Genomic DNA, 16,238 nt, shown 5'->3' on the forward strand with positions numbered 1-16,238 from the left:
ATCCTGGTCGTCCTGGCGGCCCGGGGTGGTGCTGCCCCCGAGCCCGCTGAGGAGCGCCGATGCCCGCAGCGTCCGTCGACGGCCGTCCGGTGACCGGCCGGCTCGCGACGACGCGGGTGCTCGGTTCGGTGGCGGTGGTGGTGGTGGGTGTCTGCGTCTCGCCCGTGTTCCTGGTCGGCGGCCTCGGCGTGCAGTTGCAGCAGGAACTGCGCTTCGGTGCGGCGACCCTCGGCGTCGCGGCGGCGGGTTTCTTCGCCGTGGCCGCGGTTTCCTCCCGGGTGATGGGCTCGGTCGTCGAGCGCATCGGGTACCGGCGCGGCATGCGGCTTGCCGCGGCGTCGAGCTCCCTGTGCCTGCTCGGCCTCGCGGTCGCGCCCTGTACCGGCTGGATGCTGGCGGTGCTGTGGGTCGCGGGCCTGCCCAACGCGCTCGGGCAGCCCGCGGCGAACGTGATGATCACCGAAGGCGTCCCGGTGCGCAGGCGGGGCCTGGGCTTCGGCGTCAAGCAGTCGGCCATCCCGATCGCCACCCTGCTGGCGGGCATCACCGTGCCGCTGGTGGCGCTGACCATCGGCTGGCGCTGAGTGTTCGTGTTCGCCGCGGTGCTCGGCGTCCTCGCGGCGCTCACCGTCCCGGCGGTGCCCGGCGCGGCCCGGGCGCCCGCAGGGCAAGGCACGAGCCGGGCGCCCGTCGGTCGCTTCGGCGCGCTGCTGCTGATCGCGATCAGCGGAGGGCTGGGCTCGGCCGCCGCCAACGCGCTCGGGGCCTTCGTGACCACCACCGCCGTGCACGTCGGGTTCAGCCCCGCGGCGGCCGGCCTGGTGCTCGCACTGGGTTCGGTGGCGGGGCTGACGATCCGGCTGCTCGCCGGTGTCGCGGCCGACCGCTGGAACCCCGACCTGCTGCGCGTGGTCACCGCGATGCTGCTGGTCGGCTCGGTCGGCTACGGGCTCATGGCGCTGGGTACGCCGCCGCTCCTCCTGGCAGGTGTGGCGTTCGGTTTCGGCGCGGGCTGGGCCTGGCCGGGACTGCTCAACTTCGCGGTCGCCAGGATCGCCCCGGACCGCGTAGCCCGCGCTACGTCGTTCAGCCAGTCCGGCGTCTACTTCGGGGGCAGCGCGGGACCGCTGCTCTTCGGCTTCATCGCCGAACAGGCCGGCCTCACCGCAGCCTGGCTGGCCGCCGGCTCGGCGGCGATCGTCGCGGCCGTCCTGCTGCTGTTCGTCAAGAGGTAGGGACTCCTAGCCCGGCTTGCGGGCCAGGCCGCCGTGGACGACGCGGTAGCGGGGGACCGCCGAGGCCTGGTCGGGATCGGGCCGCCAGTCGGTGACGTGGCTGGTGCCCTGCGGCACCACCTCGAAGTCGCCGAAGAGGGCGTCGATCCACCTCGCGGACCGGGCGACCAGCGGGTCGGCGGTTTCGGCGTAGAAGCGCTCCATGGTGCCCGCGGTCGCCGGGTCGTGGTCGGCGGTGAGGTGGGTGATCGCCAGGTGCGAGTCCGGCGCCAGCGCCTTGCGGTAGGTCTCGACCAGCGCCGCCGGGGAGTCGCGGTCGGGCACGAAGTGCAGCACCGCCGACATCAGCAGCGCCACCGGGCGGTCGAAGTCGATCAGCGCCTCCGCCTCCGGCGACCGCAGCACCGACTCCGGGTCGCGGCAGTCGGCCTCGATGATCGCCGCGCGCGGTTCGTCGTCGAGCAGCGACCGGCTGTGGGCGACGGTCAGCGGCTCGTTGTCGACGTAGAGCACCCGGAACTCCGAGGTGCGCCTGCGGGCCACCTCGTGCACGTGGCCGATGGTGGGGATGCCCGAGCCCAGGTCGAGGAACTGGTGCACGCCGTGGGCCAGCAGGTACTCGACGGCGCGGCGGACGAACGCCCGGTTGTCCCGGTACACCTCGGTGATCCCGGGAAGCTCGGCCTCCGCGCGCTCGACGAACCGGCGCTCGACGCCGAAGTTGTGGCTGCCGCCGAGGAACGCGTCGTAGATCCGCGCGGCGCAGGGGCGGTCGATGTCCATCTTGCGGGACATCAGGCGCTGCGTGTCGACCATGGCGGACCCCCGGCATGCCGCTGCTCACTACTCCTCGTGTAATCGTACCGTAATCAACCAATGACAGAGTGTGTTCACCCGGTGGGACGCAGGCCGGGGGCAGGAGCCGAACCACGCGGCGGGACGCGGCGGGCGGACGCGGGCGGTGGAGTCCGGCGGGACGAGCGACGACCCGGCGACGGGCTGACCGGAGTCGGCGAACCCGCGCGACCGGCGCCGTCGGCCGGTGGGCGAAGAGGAGCCGGGGGATGACCAGGCCGACGGCGGCCGGCCGACAACGCCGCCGACCGGCGGCATCGGCGGGATCAGCCGCCGTGGGCGCTGGTCTACGATCCCCCGGTCGAGGGACACAAGAGGGCGGGTGCTGATGGCGAAGACGAGGCGGGCCTTCCTTTTCGACCTTGCGGTGGTCGTGCTGTTCAGCTGCCTGTACGTGCTCGCGGTCCTCGTCGAGCCCGGGCCTCCCGGCATGTCGGGGTGGTGGACGCTGCTGTTCAGCTTCCCGGCGATCTGCACGCTGATGCTGCGCAGGCGGTGGCCGTGGATCCCGCTGGTCACCACGACGTCGGCGGCCATCGTGCTCACCCTGCTCGACCTCAGCTGGGGCCCGACCAGCTTCCCGATCCTGTTCTCGGTCTACTCGGTCTGCCGCACGAGCGGGCCGCTCGGCTCGACGGTCGCGGCGATGGTGGCGATGGTCTGGCCGTTCTTCTACTCGTTCCCCGCGCCGACCATGATCGAGGGCGTGGCCAGCGTGGTCTACGCGGGTGTGGACCTGTTCATGGTCGTCGGCTGGGGCTACGCGGCCCGGGTCGGCAGCCTGCGCGCCGCCCAGCTCGAACGCACCGTCGCGCTGCTCGACCAGGCCCGCGACCAGCTCGCGGTCGAGGCCGCGGCATCGGAACGGGCCCGCATCGCGCGGGAGTTCCACGACATCGTCTCGCACAACCTCTCGGTGGTCGCCCTTCGCGCCGGGGTCGCCCGCGCGCTGGTCGACCGCGACCCCGGGCACGCCCGCGAGACGCTGCGCGACCTGGAGGTGACCTCCAGCGCCGCGCTGAGCGAGATGCGCACGATGCTGGGCGCGCTGCGCGCCGACACCAGCGCCGGCGCCGTCACCGACGAGGCCGACCTGCAGCCGATGCCGCGCCTGGACAAGGTCGAGGACCTGATCGGGTCGCTGCGCGAGGCGGGTGTGTCGTGGCGGCTGGAACGCAGGGGCAGCATCCGCGAACTGGGGTCCGGGCTGGAGCTCACGGCGTTCCGCGTCGTGCAGGAGGCGGTGACCAACGTGCTCAAGCACGCCGGTCCCGGGTACGCCCGGGTGCTGCTGGAATACGGCACGGCCGCGCTGCGCATCGAGATCACCAACCACGTCACCGGCGGCCGCAGGCGCGGCAACGGCGCGCGCGGGCCGTCGTCCGGGCACGGGTTGATCGGCCTGCGCGAACGCGTCGCGCTGGTCGGCGGAACGTTCACCGCCCATCCGGTACAAGGCGGGTTCCACCTGGAGGCCGTGCTACCGTGCGCGGAAAATTCGGACCTGGTCTGAGCCGGAACTCCAGCCGGCACCGGGCCTGATCGGAGGGGGTCCGCCGATGCAGCCTTCGGACACGACGATCGTGGTCGCGGATGATCAGGCGATGATCCGCGCCGGCCTGGTGGCCCTGCTGTCGGCGGAGCCGGACCTGCGGGTGCTGGCCGAGGCCGCCGACGGGCAGGCGGCGGTCGCCGCCGTGCAGCGCCGCAGGCCCGACGTCGTTCTGATGGACGTCCGGATGCCGGGGGTGGACGGCATCACCGCCGCCCGCGAGATCGTCGACATCACCGACGGCCAGACCTCGGTGATCATGCTGACCGTCCACGACCTGGACGAGTACGTCTACGCCGCCCTGCGCGCGGGCGCGAGCGGCTTCCTGCTCAAGGACGCCCCGCCGGAGGAGCTGGTCCGCGCGGTCCACACGGTCGCCGCGGGCGACGCGCTGCTGGCGCCGCGGGTGACCAGGCGGCTGCTCCAGCGCTTCGCGTCGCTGGGCGTGCGCGACGCGGGCACCGAGCTCAGCGGCCTGACCGACCGGGAGCGCGACGTGCTGCTGGAGGTCGCCAAGGGCGGCTCCAACGCCGAGATCGCCCGCAACCTCGGGCTGGCCGAGCTGACCGTGAAGTCGCACCTCTACCACGTCATGCAGAAGCTGCACCTGAACTCCCGCACCCAGCTCGTCATCACCGCCTACGAGACTGGCCTGGTCCACCCGGGTCAGCGGGCGATGCCGCCGGCGCAGTGCAGGCGCGAGTCGGCGGGCTGACCCGGTTGATGTAATGAGGGCATGAGTGCACTGAAGGTCGGCCTGATCGGCTACGGCATCGCGGGAGCCGTTTTCCACGCGCCGCTGGTCGCGGCGAACCAGAACCTGCGGCTCGACGCGGTGGTGACCGCCAACCCGCAACGGCGTGCGGCGGTCGAGCAGGACCACCCCGGCACGGCGGTCGTCGACGACCTCGACGCGCTGCTGGAGCGCAGGCCTGACCTCGTGGTCGTCGCCAGCCCCAACCGCACGCACTACGAGCTGACCCGGGCGCTCGTCGACGCCGGAGTCCCGGTGGTCGTGGACAAACCGTTCGTGCCGACGGCGCAGCAGGGGCGCGAGCTGATCGAGCACGCCGCGAGCAAGGACGTGCCGCTGACGGTGTTCCAGAACCGGCGGTGGGACAACGACCTGCTGACGGCGCGGACGCTGATCGAGTCGGGCGAGCTGGGCGCGGTGCTCCGCTTCGAGTCGCGCTTCGAGCGCTGGGTGCCCACGCCCAAGCCGGGCTGGCGGGAGTCCGGTGGTGCCGAGGAGGCCGGCGGGGTGCTCTACGACCTCGGCAGCCACCTGGTCGACCAGGCACTGCTGCTGTTCGGTCCCGTCGAGTCGGTCTACGCCCAGGTCGACCGGCGCAGGGCCGGGGTGGAGGTCGACGACGACTCGTTCGTCGCGCTGGTCCACACCGGCGGGGTCCGCTCGCACCTGTGGATGAGCAAGGTCGCCGCCCAGCACGGCCCCCGGTTCCGTGTCCTCGGCGACCGCGCCGCCTACACCAAGTACGGGCTCGACCCGCAGGAGGCCGCCATGCGCGAGGGCGGCAGCCCGGCCGACCCGGGCTGGGGCGAGGAGCCGCGGGAGCTCTGGGGACAGCTCGGCACGATCGGCGAGAGCCGGACGGTGCCCACCGAGCCTGGGCGGTACCAGGCGTTCTACGACGCGGTGGTGTCCGCGCTGCGCGACGGCGGGCCGCTGCCGGTGGATCCGCGGGACTCGGTCGCGGGCATCGAGATCATCGAGGCCGCCCGCCGTTCGGCCGAGAACGGCACCGTCGAACGGCTGGAGCAGAACGGCTGAACGCTCCACGCGCGTGGGACTCAGGCCGGTTCTCCCTGTTCGAACAGGACAATCCGGCCGGATTCCGGCATGGCCGCCTGCGCTGCCGGCGCAGCCGAGCGCTGCTGCGAACCCCGTGCCCGAGTTGCGATCCCGCGCCCGCCTCCCACGCTGGGAGGTGGGCGTGGGATCGCGACGTGCTGGGTAACGGCGTGGTGAGGAGTACGCCGACGCGGCCTGAGGAGTTCGCCGATGACGACCACCGACACCTGGAGCACCTCGACCGACGTGGCCGAGCACCTCGGCCGGGACGAGCTGGAGCGGCTGCAGCTCTGGTGGCGGGCGGCGAACTACCTGTCGGCCGGGCAGATCTACCTGATGGACAACCCGCTGCTGGAAGAGCCGCTGCGACCCGAGCACGTCAAGCCCCGGCTGCTCGGGCACTGGGGGACCACACCGGGGCTGAACTTCGTCTACGCGCACCTGAACCGGGCGATCCGGCTGCGCTCGCTGGACATGATGTACGTGATCGGTCCCGGCCACGGCGGCCCCGCGCTGGTCGCGGCGGCGTGGCTGGAGGGCACCTACAGCGAGATCTACCCCGACGTGGCCCAGGACCACGAGGGTCTGCGAAGGCTGGTGACCCAGTTCTCCTTCCCCGGCGGAGTGCCCAGCCACGTGGCCCCGGAGACGCCGGGGTCGATCCACGAGGGCGGTGAGCTCGGCTACTCGCTCTCGCACGCCTTCGGCGCGGCCTTCGACAACCCCGGCCTGATAGTGCCCTGCGTGGTCGGTGACGGCGAGGCCGAGACCGGGCCGCTGGCGACGAGCTGGCACTCCAACAAGTTCCTCGACCCGGCCACCGACGGCGCGGTGCTGCCGATCCTGCACCTCAACGGCTACAAGATCGCCAACCCGGCGGTGTGGGCGCGCATCCCGGAGGACGAGCTGCTGTCGATGCTGCGCGGGTTCGGCTACGAGCCCTACGTCGTCGAGGGCTCGTCGCCGCTGCCGATGCACCACCTGTTCGCGGCCACTTTGGACCGTTGCCTCGACGAGATCGCCGCGATCCAGCGCCGCGCCCGCGGCGACGGTCACCCGTACCGTCCTAAGTGGCCGATGATCGTGCTGCGCACGCCCAAGGGCTGGACCTGTCCGGCGACCGTCGACGGCAAGCCGCTGGAAGGTTCGTGGCGTTCGCACCAGGTGCCGGTCAGCGACCCCCGCAACAACCCGGAACACCTGCGCCTGCTGGAGGAATGGTTGCGCAGCTACCGGCCGGAGGAGCTGTTCGACGCCGGTGGCCGTCCGGTCGAGACGATCCGGGAAGGCAATCCCGTGGGGGAGCGCAGGATGAGCGCGAGCCCGCACGCCAACGGCGGTCATCTGCTGCGCGGCTTGCGGCTGCCGGACTTCCGCGACTACGCGGTTCCCGTGCAGGCGCCGGGCGCGGACAAGGCGGAGGGGACCCGGGTTCTGGGCCGGTTCCTGCGCGACGTCCTGCGGCTCAACTCCGCGCAGCGCAACTTCCGCGTGTTCGCGCCGGACGAGAACAACTCCAACCGGCTCGACGCCGTCCTGGAGGCGTCCCCGCGGGCCTGGGTCGCCGAGACCGAGCCGGACGACGAGTCGCTGGCCCCGGGCGGGCAGGTGATGGAGATCCTGTCCGAGCACACCTGCCAGGGCTGGCTGGAGGGCTATCTGCTGACCGGCAGGCACGGCTTCTTCTCCTGCTACGAGGCGTTCGCCCACATCGTCGACTCGATGGTCAACCAGCACGCCAAGTGGCTGAAGGTCAGCAGGCACCTGCCGTGGCGCAGGCCCGTCGCGTCGCTGAACTACCTGCTGACCTCGCACGTGTGGCGCCAGGACCACAACGGTTTCTCCCACCAGGACCCGGGTTTCATCGACCACGTGGTGAACAAGAAGGCAGAGATCGTCCGGGTCTACCTGCCGCCGGACACCAACACCCTGCTGTCGGTGTCCGACCACTGCCTGCGCAGCCGCGACTACATCAACCTGGTCGTCGCGGGCAAGCAGCCCGAACCGCAGTACCTCGACATGGAGTCGGCGATCGTGCACTGCGAGAAGGGGATCGGGATCTGGGACTGGGCGAGCACCGACTCCGGCGGCGACCCGGACGTGGTGATGGCCTGCGCGGGTGACGTGCCGACGATGGAGACGCTGGCGGCCGTGGACATCCTGCGCGGCCACTTCCCGGACCTGCGCATGCGCGTGATCAACGTGGTGGACCTGATGCGGTTGCAGGACGAGCGAGAACATCCGCACGGGTTGTCGGACGCGGAGTTCGACAGCCTCTTCACGCGCGACACCCCGGTGATCTTCAACTACCACGGCTACCCGTGGCTGATCCACCGGCTGACCTACCGCAGGCACAACCACGAAGGCATGCACGTGCGCGGCTACAAGGAGGAGGGCACCACCACGACGCCGTTCGACATGTGCGTGCTCAACGAGATCGACCGCTTCCACCTGGCCATCGACGTCATCGACCGGGTGCCGCGGCTCGGGCCGCGCGCCGCCTACGCGCGCGAGCACCTCAAGGGAAAGCTCATCGAGCACCGCCACCACGTGAGAACCCACGGCGAGGACATGCCCGAGGTTCGCGACTGGGAGTGGCCGTCGTGATGCGGGTGCTGACCGTCAACGCCGGATCCAGCAGCCTGAAGCTGCGCGTGCTCGACGGGGACTCGGTGGTCGCGAGCCACGACGTCCAGCGGTGGGACGGCGAACGCGAACCGATCGCCGAGTTCATCGACGAGCACGGGGCCGACGCCGTGGGCCACCGGGTCGTACACGGCGGGACCGAGGTGACCGAGCCGGTCGTGGTCGACGACAAGGTCCTGGAATACCTGGACTCGCTGACCGACCTCGCGCCGCTGCACCAGCCGCGGGCGCTCTCCGGCGTCCGCGCGGCGCTGGAGGAAGCGCCGGACACGCCGTCGGTGGTGTGCGTCGACACCGCGTTCCACACCACGCTGCCCGAAGCCGCCGCGACCTACGCGCTGCCGCGCGAGTGGAACCGCGAGTGGGGAATCCGCCGCTACGGGTTCCACGGTCTCTCGCACGGCTTCGCCGTCCTGCGGGGTGCCGAGCTCGCCGGGCTGGAGCCCGGGAAGGGCCGGGTGCTGAGCTGCCACCTCGGTGCCGGGGCCTCGCTCGCGGCGGTGCGCGACGGCAGGTGCGTGGACACGACGATGGGCTTCACCCCGGCCGAGGGACTGGTGATGGCCACGCGCTGCGGGTCCACCGACCCCGGCTTGGTGGAGTGGCTGATCGACGTCGCGGGCGTCGAGCCCGGCGAGGTGTTCGAGACGTTGCAGAAGCGCTCCGGGATCGAGGGCCTGTCCGGGGTCTCGGCGGACCTGCGCGACGTTCTCGCCGCGAGCGGCCGGGGCGACCGGGACGCGGCGCTGGCCTTCGACGTCTTCACGCACAGCCTCGTGCGGCACGCGGGCGCCATGGTCGCGGTGCTGGGCGGGCTGGACCTGCTGGTGTTCACCGGCGGTGTCGGCGAGCACCAGGCCCCGGTGCGGTCGTCGCTGTGCGAGGCGCTGGGTTTCCTCGGCGTCACGCTCGACCGGGCGCGCAACGACGAGGTCTCGGCCGACGCCGACATCAGCGGCGCGGACGCGGAAGCGCGCACGGTCGTGGTCTCGGCCCGGGAGGACCTGGAGATCGCGCGGCAGACCCGGGCAGCACTTGCTGCTTGACGGCAGTCGTCAAGTACTTGCTACTTCGTGTCAAGTAGCAGGGAGGTGGCCCGTGGCGCAGGACTCGACCGCCGTGCACGCCGAGCTCGCCGGGGAACTGGTGCGGCTGGTGGGCGGCAGGTTGCTCGACCCGCTGGAGATCCTGCTCGACGGGGCCGGTACCGGTCCGCTGCGCGAGCGGGTCCGGGCCGACGCCGAGATGTGGGCGGCGCAGTCGCCGGGGTCCGCCGACGAGCCCGCGGTCGCGCTCGTCGCCCGCCTGCTCGCCGCGCTCTACCCGGGCGACGAGCCGTTCGACCCGCCGGAGAGCTGGTGGCGCACGCCGCTCGGGCGGGTCACCGCGCGGCGCGTCGGCCACCCGGCCCGGCACCACGTGTCGTTCGCGACGGCCGGGGCGATGCTCGGCATCACCCGCCAGGGCGTGCACGACCTGGTCGGCCGGGGCAAGCTCCGGAGGCACCCCGACGGCGGCATCGACTCGGAGTCGGTGCGGGAACGCCTGTGCGCACTCGCGGCATGAGCGCCCGGAAATCCGGTCCGAAGACGGGAGAGACATGGTTGCCGACCTGGTGATGCGCGGCGGTGCGGTTCCGATCCGGGTCCGCGACCACGACGGCGAGGGTCCGCCGGTGCTGCTCCTGCACGGCGCGGGCGGCGACCTCACCGCGTGGGACGCCTTCGCCCCGCTGCTCACCCACGCCCACCGCGTCGTGGCGATGGACCTGCGCGGCCACGGCGAGTCCGGCGACGGGCCGTGGACGTGGGACGCCGTGCTGGACGACATCGCCGCCGCGGTGGACGGTCTCGGCCTGGAGAACCCGCGGGTGGTCGGGCACTCGCTCGGCGGCATGCTGGCCGGGATGTGGGGACGCCGCCGTCCCGGCTGCCCGGCGGTGGTGAGCCTTGACGGCCACCGCTCCAGCGCCACCGAGCCGCGGCACTACCTCGGACTGCCCGAGGAAAAGGTGCACCAGCAGCTCGAACGCCTCAACTCCCTGTTCTCGGCCCGGCTCTCGTCGTTGCGCCGGCCCGGCCCGGAGGTCGCATCGGCGCTGCGGGAGGCCCCGGAGTTCGCCGACTGCCTTCCGGTCTTCGAGCAGGTCGGGTGCCCGTTCCTGGTCGTGCTCGCCGGGCGCGAGGTGCCCGGCCTGCCCGCGGAGTTCGCCGAGCTGATGGCCGGGTACCGCGCCGGGCTGCGGCGCGACCTGGCCGCGCTCGGCGAACGCAGGCCGAACGTGCGCGTCACCGAGGTCGAGGCAAGTCACGGCATGGTGGTCGAACGACCCGAGGCGGTCGCGGAACTCGTGCTGGATTTCCTCGCCGCTTCAGCGCTTGCGCGCTGAGGAGTCCCAGAGCACGCACTCCTCGCATTGACCTCCTTTCCATCGAAAGGATGGGGATTCCTACCGCGCCTGTCGGCGCGAGTTTCGCGTCGACAGGCGCCTCGGTGGGTTCCTGCTTCACAGCGCTCAGCCCCCGAACTCGGGTGGTCTTACGTGCGCTCCACAGGCTGTGACCGCCAGTCCAGCGGCCTTGGCGATGTTGACCGCCGCGTTGATGTCGCGATCCAGCCACACCCCGCATGCCTCGCACTGCCAGACGCGTACGTGCAGCGGCTTCGGGCCGTCTTTCACGCCACAGTGCGAGCACACCTGGCTGGTGGGCTCGAACCGGCCGATCCGGACCACCTTGCGCCCGTACAGGACGGCTTTGTATTCCAGCATCGCCACGAACCCGGACCACCCCGCGTCGTGGACGGACTTCGCCAGCCGCGTGCGCGCGAGTCCCGACACCGCCAGATCCTCCACCGCGACCGCTTGGTTCTCGCGGATCAGACGGGTGGAGAGCTGGTGGTGGAAATCCCGGCGCGCGTCCGCGACCCGAGCGTGTGCCCGGGCGAGCCGCTGTCTGGCTTTGTCCCGGTTCTTGGAGCCCTTTTCCTTGCGAGACAGGGCCTGTTGGGCCCGCTTGAGTTTCTTCTCGGCACGGCGCAGGAACTTCGGCGCGGTGACCTTCGTGCCGTCGGAGAGGACCACGAAGTGCTTCAGTCCCAGGTCGACGCCGATCTCCGGTGCGGCGTCGGTGATTGCTTCTGGATCGGTGTCAACGACGAACGACGCGAAATACCGTCCGGCCACATCCTTGATCACAGTCACGCTCGACGGCTTGCCGACAAGCACACGTGACCACTTGACGGCCACGTCGCCGATCTTCGGCAGACGCAGTTTTCCACCACTGGTGGTTGACCATCGGGCGTTGGCGGTGAACCGGATCGACTGGCGAACATCGCGCCGTGTCTTGAACCGGGGTGCCCCCATACGTCGGCCCTTGCGCTTGCCTGCCAGCGAGTCGAAGAAGTTCCGGAAGGCTTGTTCGGCGTCCCGAAGCGCCTGTTGCAGCACCACTGCCGATACCTCAGCCAGCCACCAGCGTTCGGCGGTCTTCTTCGCCCGGGTTATCAGCAGCCTCGACAGCTCGGCTGCCTTCGGAACAGGCGATCCTGCCTGGTACGCATCGTGGCGTGCCCGCACGGCGTCGTTGAACACCACACGGGCACACCCGAACGCTTTGGCCAATGCGGCCTGCTGTCCCGAGGTCGGGTACAGGCGGAAGCTGTACCGAAGCTGCACATCGTGATCATATACCGTGCGTAATCGAGGCTTTCCGCAGCGTGTTCATCGGCTGCCGGGCGAACGGGAGGTGGCGCAAGGCGGATTGGGCTGGTCGCCGTCTTGAAGGCGATGTGTAGACCACGCGGCGAAGCCCGGCAAGAGCTGAGACAGGGACCTCGACGGGGCGGTCCTGCCGTTCTATGTACTGACGTAGTACCGAGATCGGTGCTCCGCCGACCGACCCGGCGAGGTACGAGCCGACCACAACCTCCTAACCGCCCGTGCCGCGCCACCACTGGCAGCAGGTGCGCCGCCGCATCCACGGCCCGTCACGGCCGCGATCGATGTCGAGCAGCTCCGCCCGGCCGGTGGCGGCGCGCAGCTCCCGCGCGGAGCGCACCACGTCGCCGGGCATCCCGCCGCGTTGCAGCCGCCACAGCACCGTCGCGATCGACCCGACCGGGTTGCCCCAGTACTCGTGGCTGCCGGGCTCGGGTCCGCCCAGCGCGTGCAGAGCCTCGGCCAGCGGCGTGAACGCGTCGCTGAGCTGCCGCCACCAGTCGGCCGGGCCCGCGTCGGCGGGCAGCGCGCCGGTGGTCCGCAGCGCCGACAACCGGCCCTCGCCGGACACGACGACCCGCAGTCCGTCCAGCCTCGGGATCTCGACGCCGAGGTGGTACTCGGGCACCGTGGCGCAGCAGGCGAGCCAGCCGAACCTGAAGGCCACCAGCACGATCCCGGCGCGCCGGTGGCGGAACCCGCCGCGTTCCTGCCACTCCTCGACGCAGCGGCCCAGCCACGGACCGGCCGGGTCGCAGAACTCCGGCCATCCGACGGTGGGCACGTCCGAGGGCGGAACCGTCCCCGGGCGGGGGAGCAGCCGGTCGCACTCGCGCACCCGGCCTCGCAGCACCGCGGCCGACGGCCGCGCCGCCTCCGCTTGCACCGGCGTCTCGATGGTCCCGACCTCCTGCCCGGATCGGGCAGCCGGCGTGGGAGGCACGCCGACCGCCTCGGTCAAGCTATCCGAACGCCCTTGGTGAGGCCGCGCACCGGGGTCCGCAGCCGCCGGGCGCTGATCCACACCGAACCCGCACCGAGCAACACCTGGAACCCCAGCCCCCACGGCCACACCGCGCGCGCCGCGGGCGCCTCGGGCACCGGGCCGAAACTGGCGTAGTCGCGGGTCGGCTGGCGGCTTTCGCGCACCAGGTACCCGATCGAGCTCAGCGGGTCCATCGACGTCTCGGGCTCCATCCGCTCGGTGATCCGGTTGTAGCGGACCGGCGGTTCGGGCGCGGAGTCGGCGAGGATCACGAACGGGTTCGGCGCCAGCAGCCACCAGACCAGCTCCGGGTGGGGCACCTGCTCCTGGTAGGTCTCGGTCACCGGCGGTCCGGGCAGCACGTTGCCGTTCTCGTCGGTCCGCTCGATCTGGTAGGTCCGCTGCTCCTCGGTCACGGTCAGCGACGCGGCCAGGCCGAAGGAGATCAGCGTGCCCACGGTGAGCGCGAAGACCAGCAGGTAGGACATCAGCGTCGCGGTGATCCCCCGAGCGAACAGCGCCGACAGTGCCTGCGCGACCGCGCACACCACGCCCATCAGCAGCGCGACGATGAGCACGACCGCGCCTGCGCGCAGCAGGCCGACGCCGCCCTCGATGATCGCCCACACCACGAACGGCAGCGTCAGCGCCAGGAAAACCAGCGCGGTGCCCCACGCCGCGGCGAGCTTGCCGACCGCGATCTCGCCCGCCGAGAGGCGGGTGACCTGCACGGTCGCCAGCGTGCCGCGTTCGCGGTCGCCGTTGATCGACTGCGCGGTGAGCGCCGGCGCGACAAGCAGCGACAACCCGAGCACGAAAAGCATGACGCCGCCGAACAGCGGCACGCCCGGACGCACGTGCTCCTCGTCGAGCACCAGAAGCCCGATGCGCAGCAGCACCGCGAACGCCGCGATCACGGCGAACCAGGACGCCAGCAACCAGCGCCAGCGGCCCGTGCGCAGCCGCACGCGGAACTCCTGCTTGGCAACGGTGGTGATCCCGCCCAGCGTCATCGTCGGTCCTCCGTGAATGCGAGGTAAGCGGATTCCAGGTGGTTGCCCGCCGGGCCGAAGCCCACGACGCGCACCTCGTCGGCCAGCAGGTCCCGCAGCAGGTCGGCCGCGGCCTGCTCGGACTCCAGCTCGACGTCGACCCCGGCGGGCGTGGCCTCGCCGGGCGAAAGACCACGGCTGCGCAGCGCGCCGGTGAGATCGCCATCGAGCGCGCGGATCCGCCAGGTCGAGCGGTGGCTGCCGAGGTCGGCCATCCGGTGCTCGCTGACGGTCGTGCCGCGGTCGACGAACACGACCCGGTCGGCGATCTCCTCCAGCTCGGTCAGGATGTGGCTGGACACCAGCACGGCGGTGCCCTCGCGCGCCTGCGCGCGCAGCAGGTCGCGCAGCTCGACCCGCGACCTCGGGTCGAGCCCGGAGGCCGGCTCGTCCAGCAGCAGCACGCTCGGCCGGTGCACCAGCGCCCTGGCGACGCCGAGCCGCTGCTTCTGCCCGCGCGAGAGCACGTGCACCGGCTGTGAGGCGAACTCGGCCAGGTGCACCAGGTCGAGCAGCTCCGCGACGCGCTCCCGCGCGGCCGAGGCCGGAACGCGGTAGGCCTCGCAGAAGAAGCCGAGGTACTCGTGGGTCATCAGCTGGTCGTAGACGCCGAAGGTGTCGGGCATCCAGCCGATGCGGGAGCGCACCGCGTCGGGGTCGGCCACCGGGTCCAGGCCGGCGATGCGCAGCTCCCCGGAGTCGGGGGCCAGCAGCGTCGCCAGCATGAGCAGCAACGTCGTCTTGCCCGCCCCGTTGGGGCCGACGAGCGCGGTCACCTCCCCGTGCGGCACGGTGAGGTCCATCCCGCGCACGGCTTCCACCGAGCCGAAGCGCCTGCGGACCTCCCTCGCCAGGATTCCGGCATCTTCTTCCACCATCCGGTACTCCTCTGCCGTTGATCTCGTCCCCGTAGGACGTGCCGGGACGGCAGGAGGTTGCAGGCGGGTACGGACGCGACGACATCGCGCTCCGTCCGCCGGGGCGGTGGCGTTTCAGCGCAGCGGCGTCTCGGCCTGCGGCACCGTCGGCCGGGCGGTGACCACGACGGGGCCACCGCAGTTCCAGCACTCGGGGGAGGCTTCGGGCAGGGTGCGCCCTGCGACGTCGCAGTCCGGGCACGTCCAAGCGGTCACGACCACGTGACCGGGGGAGTGGTGTCGGGGGCCGCTCATGAGATCACCGGGGAATCGTCGACGGGGGAAGAACCGACGGGTTCGGGGGCCGGCTCACGGATGCCCACGAAAACAAACGCCGCCCGCCAGGTCAACGCCCGACCGGGACCGGAGTCCCTGGACACCGCCCTCGGCACGGGGTGTCCTGGGTGACGGGGCCATTGACCACGGCCGATGGCCGACTGGTAGGTCGGAGGGGGCGCCGATGGCCACATACGAGTACGACTGCCCCGACTGCGGTCGCTTCGAGGCGCACGAGCCGATCGGCACGGCAGCCGACACGCACGAGTGCCCGGGATGCCGGGGGCAGGCGCGCCGGGTCTTCTCGGCGCCGCACCTGGTCGCCACGAACGCGCCGATGCGGCGGGCGCGAGCGCTCGAGGAGCGCAGCGCCGACGATCCCGCGGTGGTCTCGGAGATACCGGGCAGGCGGGCGCCCGCGCCCGCCCCGCACCCGGCGCTGAGCCGCCTTCCCCGGCCGTGAGACCGGTGCTCGCCCGGCTCGTCACCACCGTCGCGGCATAGGAGGTGTCATCGGTGGCATTCGTGGGACTGCTGTACGTGGGAGCGGTGCTCTTCCTCAACGGCGTGATGCTGCTGGGCAAGGCCGACCCCAAGTCGATCGGGGTTTTCAACATCTTCGTCGGCGCGCTCCAGGTGGTCACGCCGACCATCCTGATCACCGCCAACCTCGACGACCCCGTGACCATCCTCAACGCGTCGGGCATCTACCTGTTCGGCTTCACCTACCTCTACGTCGGCATCGGCCTGATCGGGGAGTTCGACAGCACCGGCGTCGGGTGGTTCTCGCTGTTCGTCGCGATCATGGCGCTGGGCTACTCGTTCGCGAACTTCCGGCTGCTGGGAGACGCCCCGTTCGGCGTCATCTGGCTCTACTGGTCGTTCCTGTGGCTGCTGTTCTTCCTCCTCCTCGGGCTGAAGATGGAACGACTGACCATCTACACCGGCTGGGTCGCGGCCATCGAGGGGTGGGTCACCGCGGCGATCCCGGCCTTCCTCACCCTCACCGGCTACTGGGTTTACCCGGACCGGATCGCCGTCGCCCTCGCCGTGTTCGGAGTCGTGGTGTTCGCCGGCATCTGGCTGTTCACCAGCGGCGCGATGCCGCGCCGCGCGGCGCGCGGACCCCGGGCGGCCCCGCCGCCCTCCCCGGCGCACTGAGGCCGGGATCCGGCCCAGCCGGAGCACA

17 protein-coding genes are annotated in these 16,238 nt (G+C 71.6%); 11 read left to right on the forward strand and 6 right to left on the reverse strand.

The annotated features are described in order from the left end of the window. Window positions 1-59: 59 nt before the first annotated feature. Window positions 60-584: an MFS transporter gene (locus SACE_RS09380; RefSeq protein WP_009942601.1), complete on the forward strand. Its 525-nt coding sequence runs from the start codon at window positions 60-62 to the stop codon at window positions 582-584. Then, complete coding sequence (locus tag SACE_RS09385) at window positions 585-1,235, forward strand: MFS transporter (protein ID WP_009942599.1); 651 nt, start codon at window positions 585-587, stop codon at window positions 1,233-1,235. A gap of 6 nt (window positions 1,236-1,241) precedes the next feature. On the opposite strand, the gene SACE_RS09390 is transcribed toward SACE_RS09385, so the two are convergent. Continuing rightward, window positions 1,242-2,051 carry an SAM-dependent methyltransferase gene (locus SACE_RS09390; protein WP_009942598.1) on the reverse strand — a complete coding sequence of 270 codons (810 nt, stop codon included), beginning with the start codon at window positions 2,049-2,051 and terminating at the stop codon, window positions 1,242-1,244. 367 nt (window positions 2,052-2,418) lie between these two features. Here SACE_RS09390 and SACE_RS09395 point away from each other — a divergent pair, with 367 nt between their 5' ends. The 7 genes from SACE_RS09395 to SACE_RS09425 all read left to right on the forward strand — a co-directional run bounded on the left by SACE_RS09395 (window position 2,419) and on the right by SACE_RS09425 (window position 10,490). Continuing rightward, a complete protein-coding gene (locus tag SACE_RS09395; RefSeq protein ID WP_011873504.1) occupies window positions 2,419-3,603 on the forward strand; it encodes a sensor histidine kinase in 1,185 nt (394 codons plus the stop codon). Between the two features lie 46 nt (window positions 3,604-3,649). Next, the gene (locus tag SACE_RS09400; protein WP_009942596.1) at window positions 3,650-4,357 is read left to right on the forward strand and encodes a response regulator; all 708 of its coding nucleotides are present in this window, start codon (window positions 3,650-3,652) and stop codon (window positions 4,355-4,357) included. 21 nt (window positions 4,358-4,378) lie between these two features. Further along, complete coding sequence (locus SACE_RS09405; RefSeq protein WP_009942595.1) at window positions 4,379-5,434, forward strand: Gfo/Idh/MocA family oxidoreductase; 1,056 nt, start codon at window positions 4,379-4,381, stop codon at window positions 5,432-5,434. Window positions 5,435-5,665: 231 nt separating this feature from the next. After that, window positions 5,666-8,062, forward strand: coding sequence for a phosphoketolase family protein (locus tag SACE_RS09410; protein WP_009942594.1), 2,397 nt, complete (start codon window positions 5,666-5,668; stop codon window positions 8,060-8,062). Then, window positions 8,050-9,147: an acetate/propionate family kinase gene (locus tag SACE_RS09415; protein WP_009942593.1), complete on the forward strand. Its 1,098-nt coding sequence runs from the start codon at window positions 8,050-8,052 to the stop codon at window positions 9,145-9,147. The genes SACE_RS09410 and SACE_RS09415 overlap by 13 nt, the downstream gene beginning before the upstream one ends. Window positions 9,148-9,199: 52 nt before the next feature. Next, entirely contained in the window at window positions 9,200-9,667 is a 468-nt protein-coding gene (locus SACE_RS09420; protein ID WP_009942592.1) for a hypothetical protein, read from the forward strand. Between the two features lie 34 nt (window positions 9,668-9,701). Beyond that, complete coding sequence (locus SACE_RS09425) at window positions 9,702-10,490, forward strand: alpha/beta fold hydrolase (RefSeq protein WP_009942590.1); 789 nt, start codon at window positions 9,702-9,704, stop codon at window positions 10,488-10,490. Between the two features lie 126 nt (window positions 10,491-10,616). Here the strand turns inward: SACE_RS09425 and SACE_RS09430 are convergent, their stop codons facing one another. From SACE_RS09430 to SACE_RS37500, 5 genes are all read right to left on the reverse strand, one after another. Further along, on the reverse strand, window positions 10,617-11,777 hold the full coding sequence (locus SACE_RS09430; protein WP_011873506.1) for an RNA-guided endonuclease InsQ/TnpB family protein: 1,161 nt from the start codon (window positions 11,775-11,777) through the stop codon (window positions 10,617-10,619). Between the two features lie 253 nt (window positions 11,778-12,030). Next, window positions 12,031-12,762 (reverse strand): hypothetical protein, encoded by a 732-nt coding sequence (locus SACE_RS09435; RefSeq protein ID WP_011873507.1) that lies wholly within the window; start codon window positions 12,760-12,762, stop codon window positions 12,031-12,033. Window positions 12,763-12,776: 14 nt separating this feature from the next. Then, complete coding sequence (locus SACE_RS09440) at window positions 12,777-13,817, reverse strand: ABC transporter permease (protein ID WP_009942587.1); 1,041 nt, start codon at window positions 13,815-13,817, stop codon at window positions 12,777-12,779. Next, window positions 13,814-14,734, reverse strand: coding sequence for an ABC transporter ATP-binding protein (locus SACE_RS09445; RefSeq protein ID WP_009942586.1), 921 nt, complete (start codon window positions 14,732-14,734; stop codon window positions 13,814-13,816). Before SACE_RS09445 ends, SACE_RS09440 begins: the two co-directional genes overlap by 4 nt. Before the next feature lie 114 nt (window positions 14,735-14,848). Then, window positions 14,849-15,028, reverse strand: coding sequence for a hypothetical protein (locus SACE_RS37500; RefSeq protein WP_143538100.1), 180 nt, complete (start codon window positions 15,026-15,028; stop codon window positions 14,849-14,851). Window positions 15,029-15,233: 205 nt separating this feature from the next. Between SACE_RS37500 and SACE_RS09450 the strand changes: the two genes are divergently transcribed. Beyond that, entirely contained in the window at window positions 15,234-15,512 is a 279-nt protein-coding gene (locus SACE_RS09450; RefSeq protein ID WP_009942585.1) for an FmdB family zinc ribbon protein, read from the forward strand. A gap of 53 nt (window positions 15,513-15,565) precedes the next feature. Beyond that, entirely contained in the window at window positions 15,566-16,210 is a 645-nt protein-coding gene (locus SACE_RS09455; RefSeq protein WP_009942583.1) for an AmiS/UreI family transporter, read from the forward strand. Window positions 16,211-16,238 lie beyond the last annotated feature (28 nt).

Source organism: Saccharopolyspora erythraea NRRL 2338 (assembly GCF_000062885.1).
GTDB classification, from domain to species: Bacteria; Actinomycetota; Actinomycetes; order Mycobacteriales; family Pseudonocardiaceae; genus Saccharopolyspora_D; species Saccharopolyspora_D erythraea.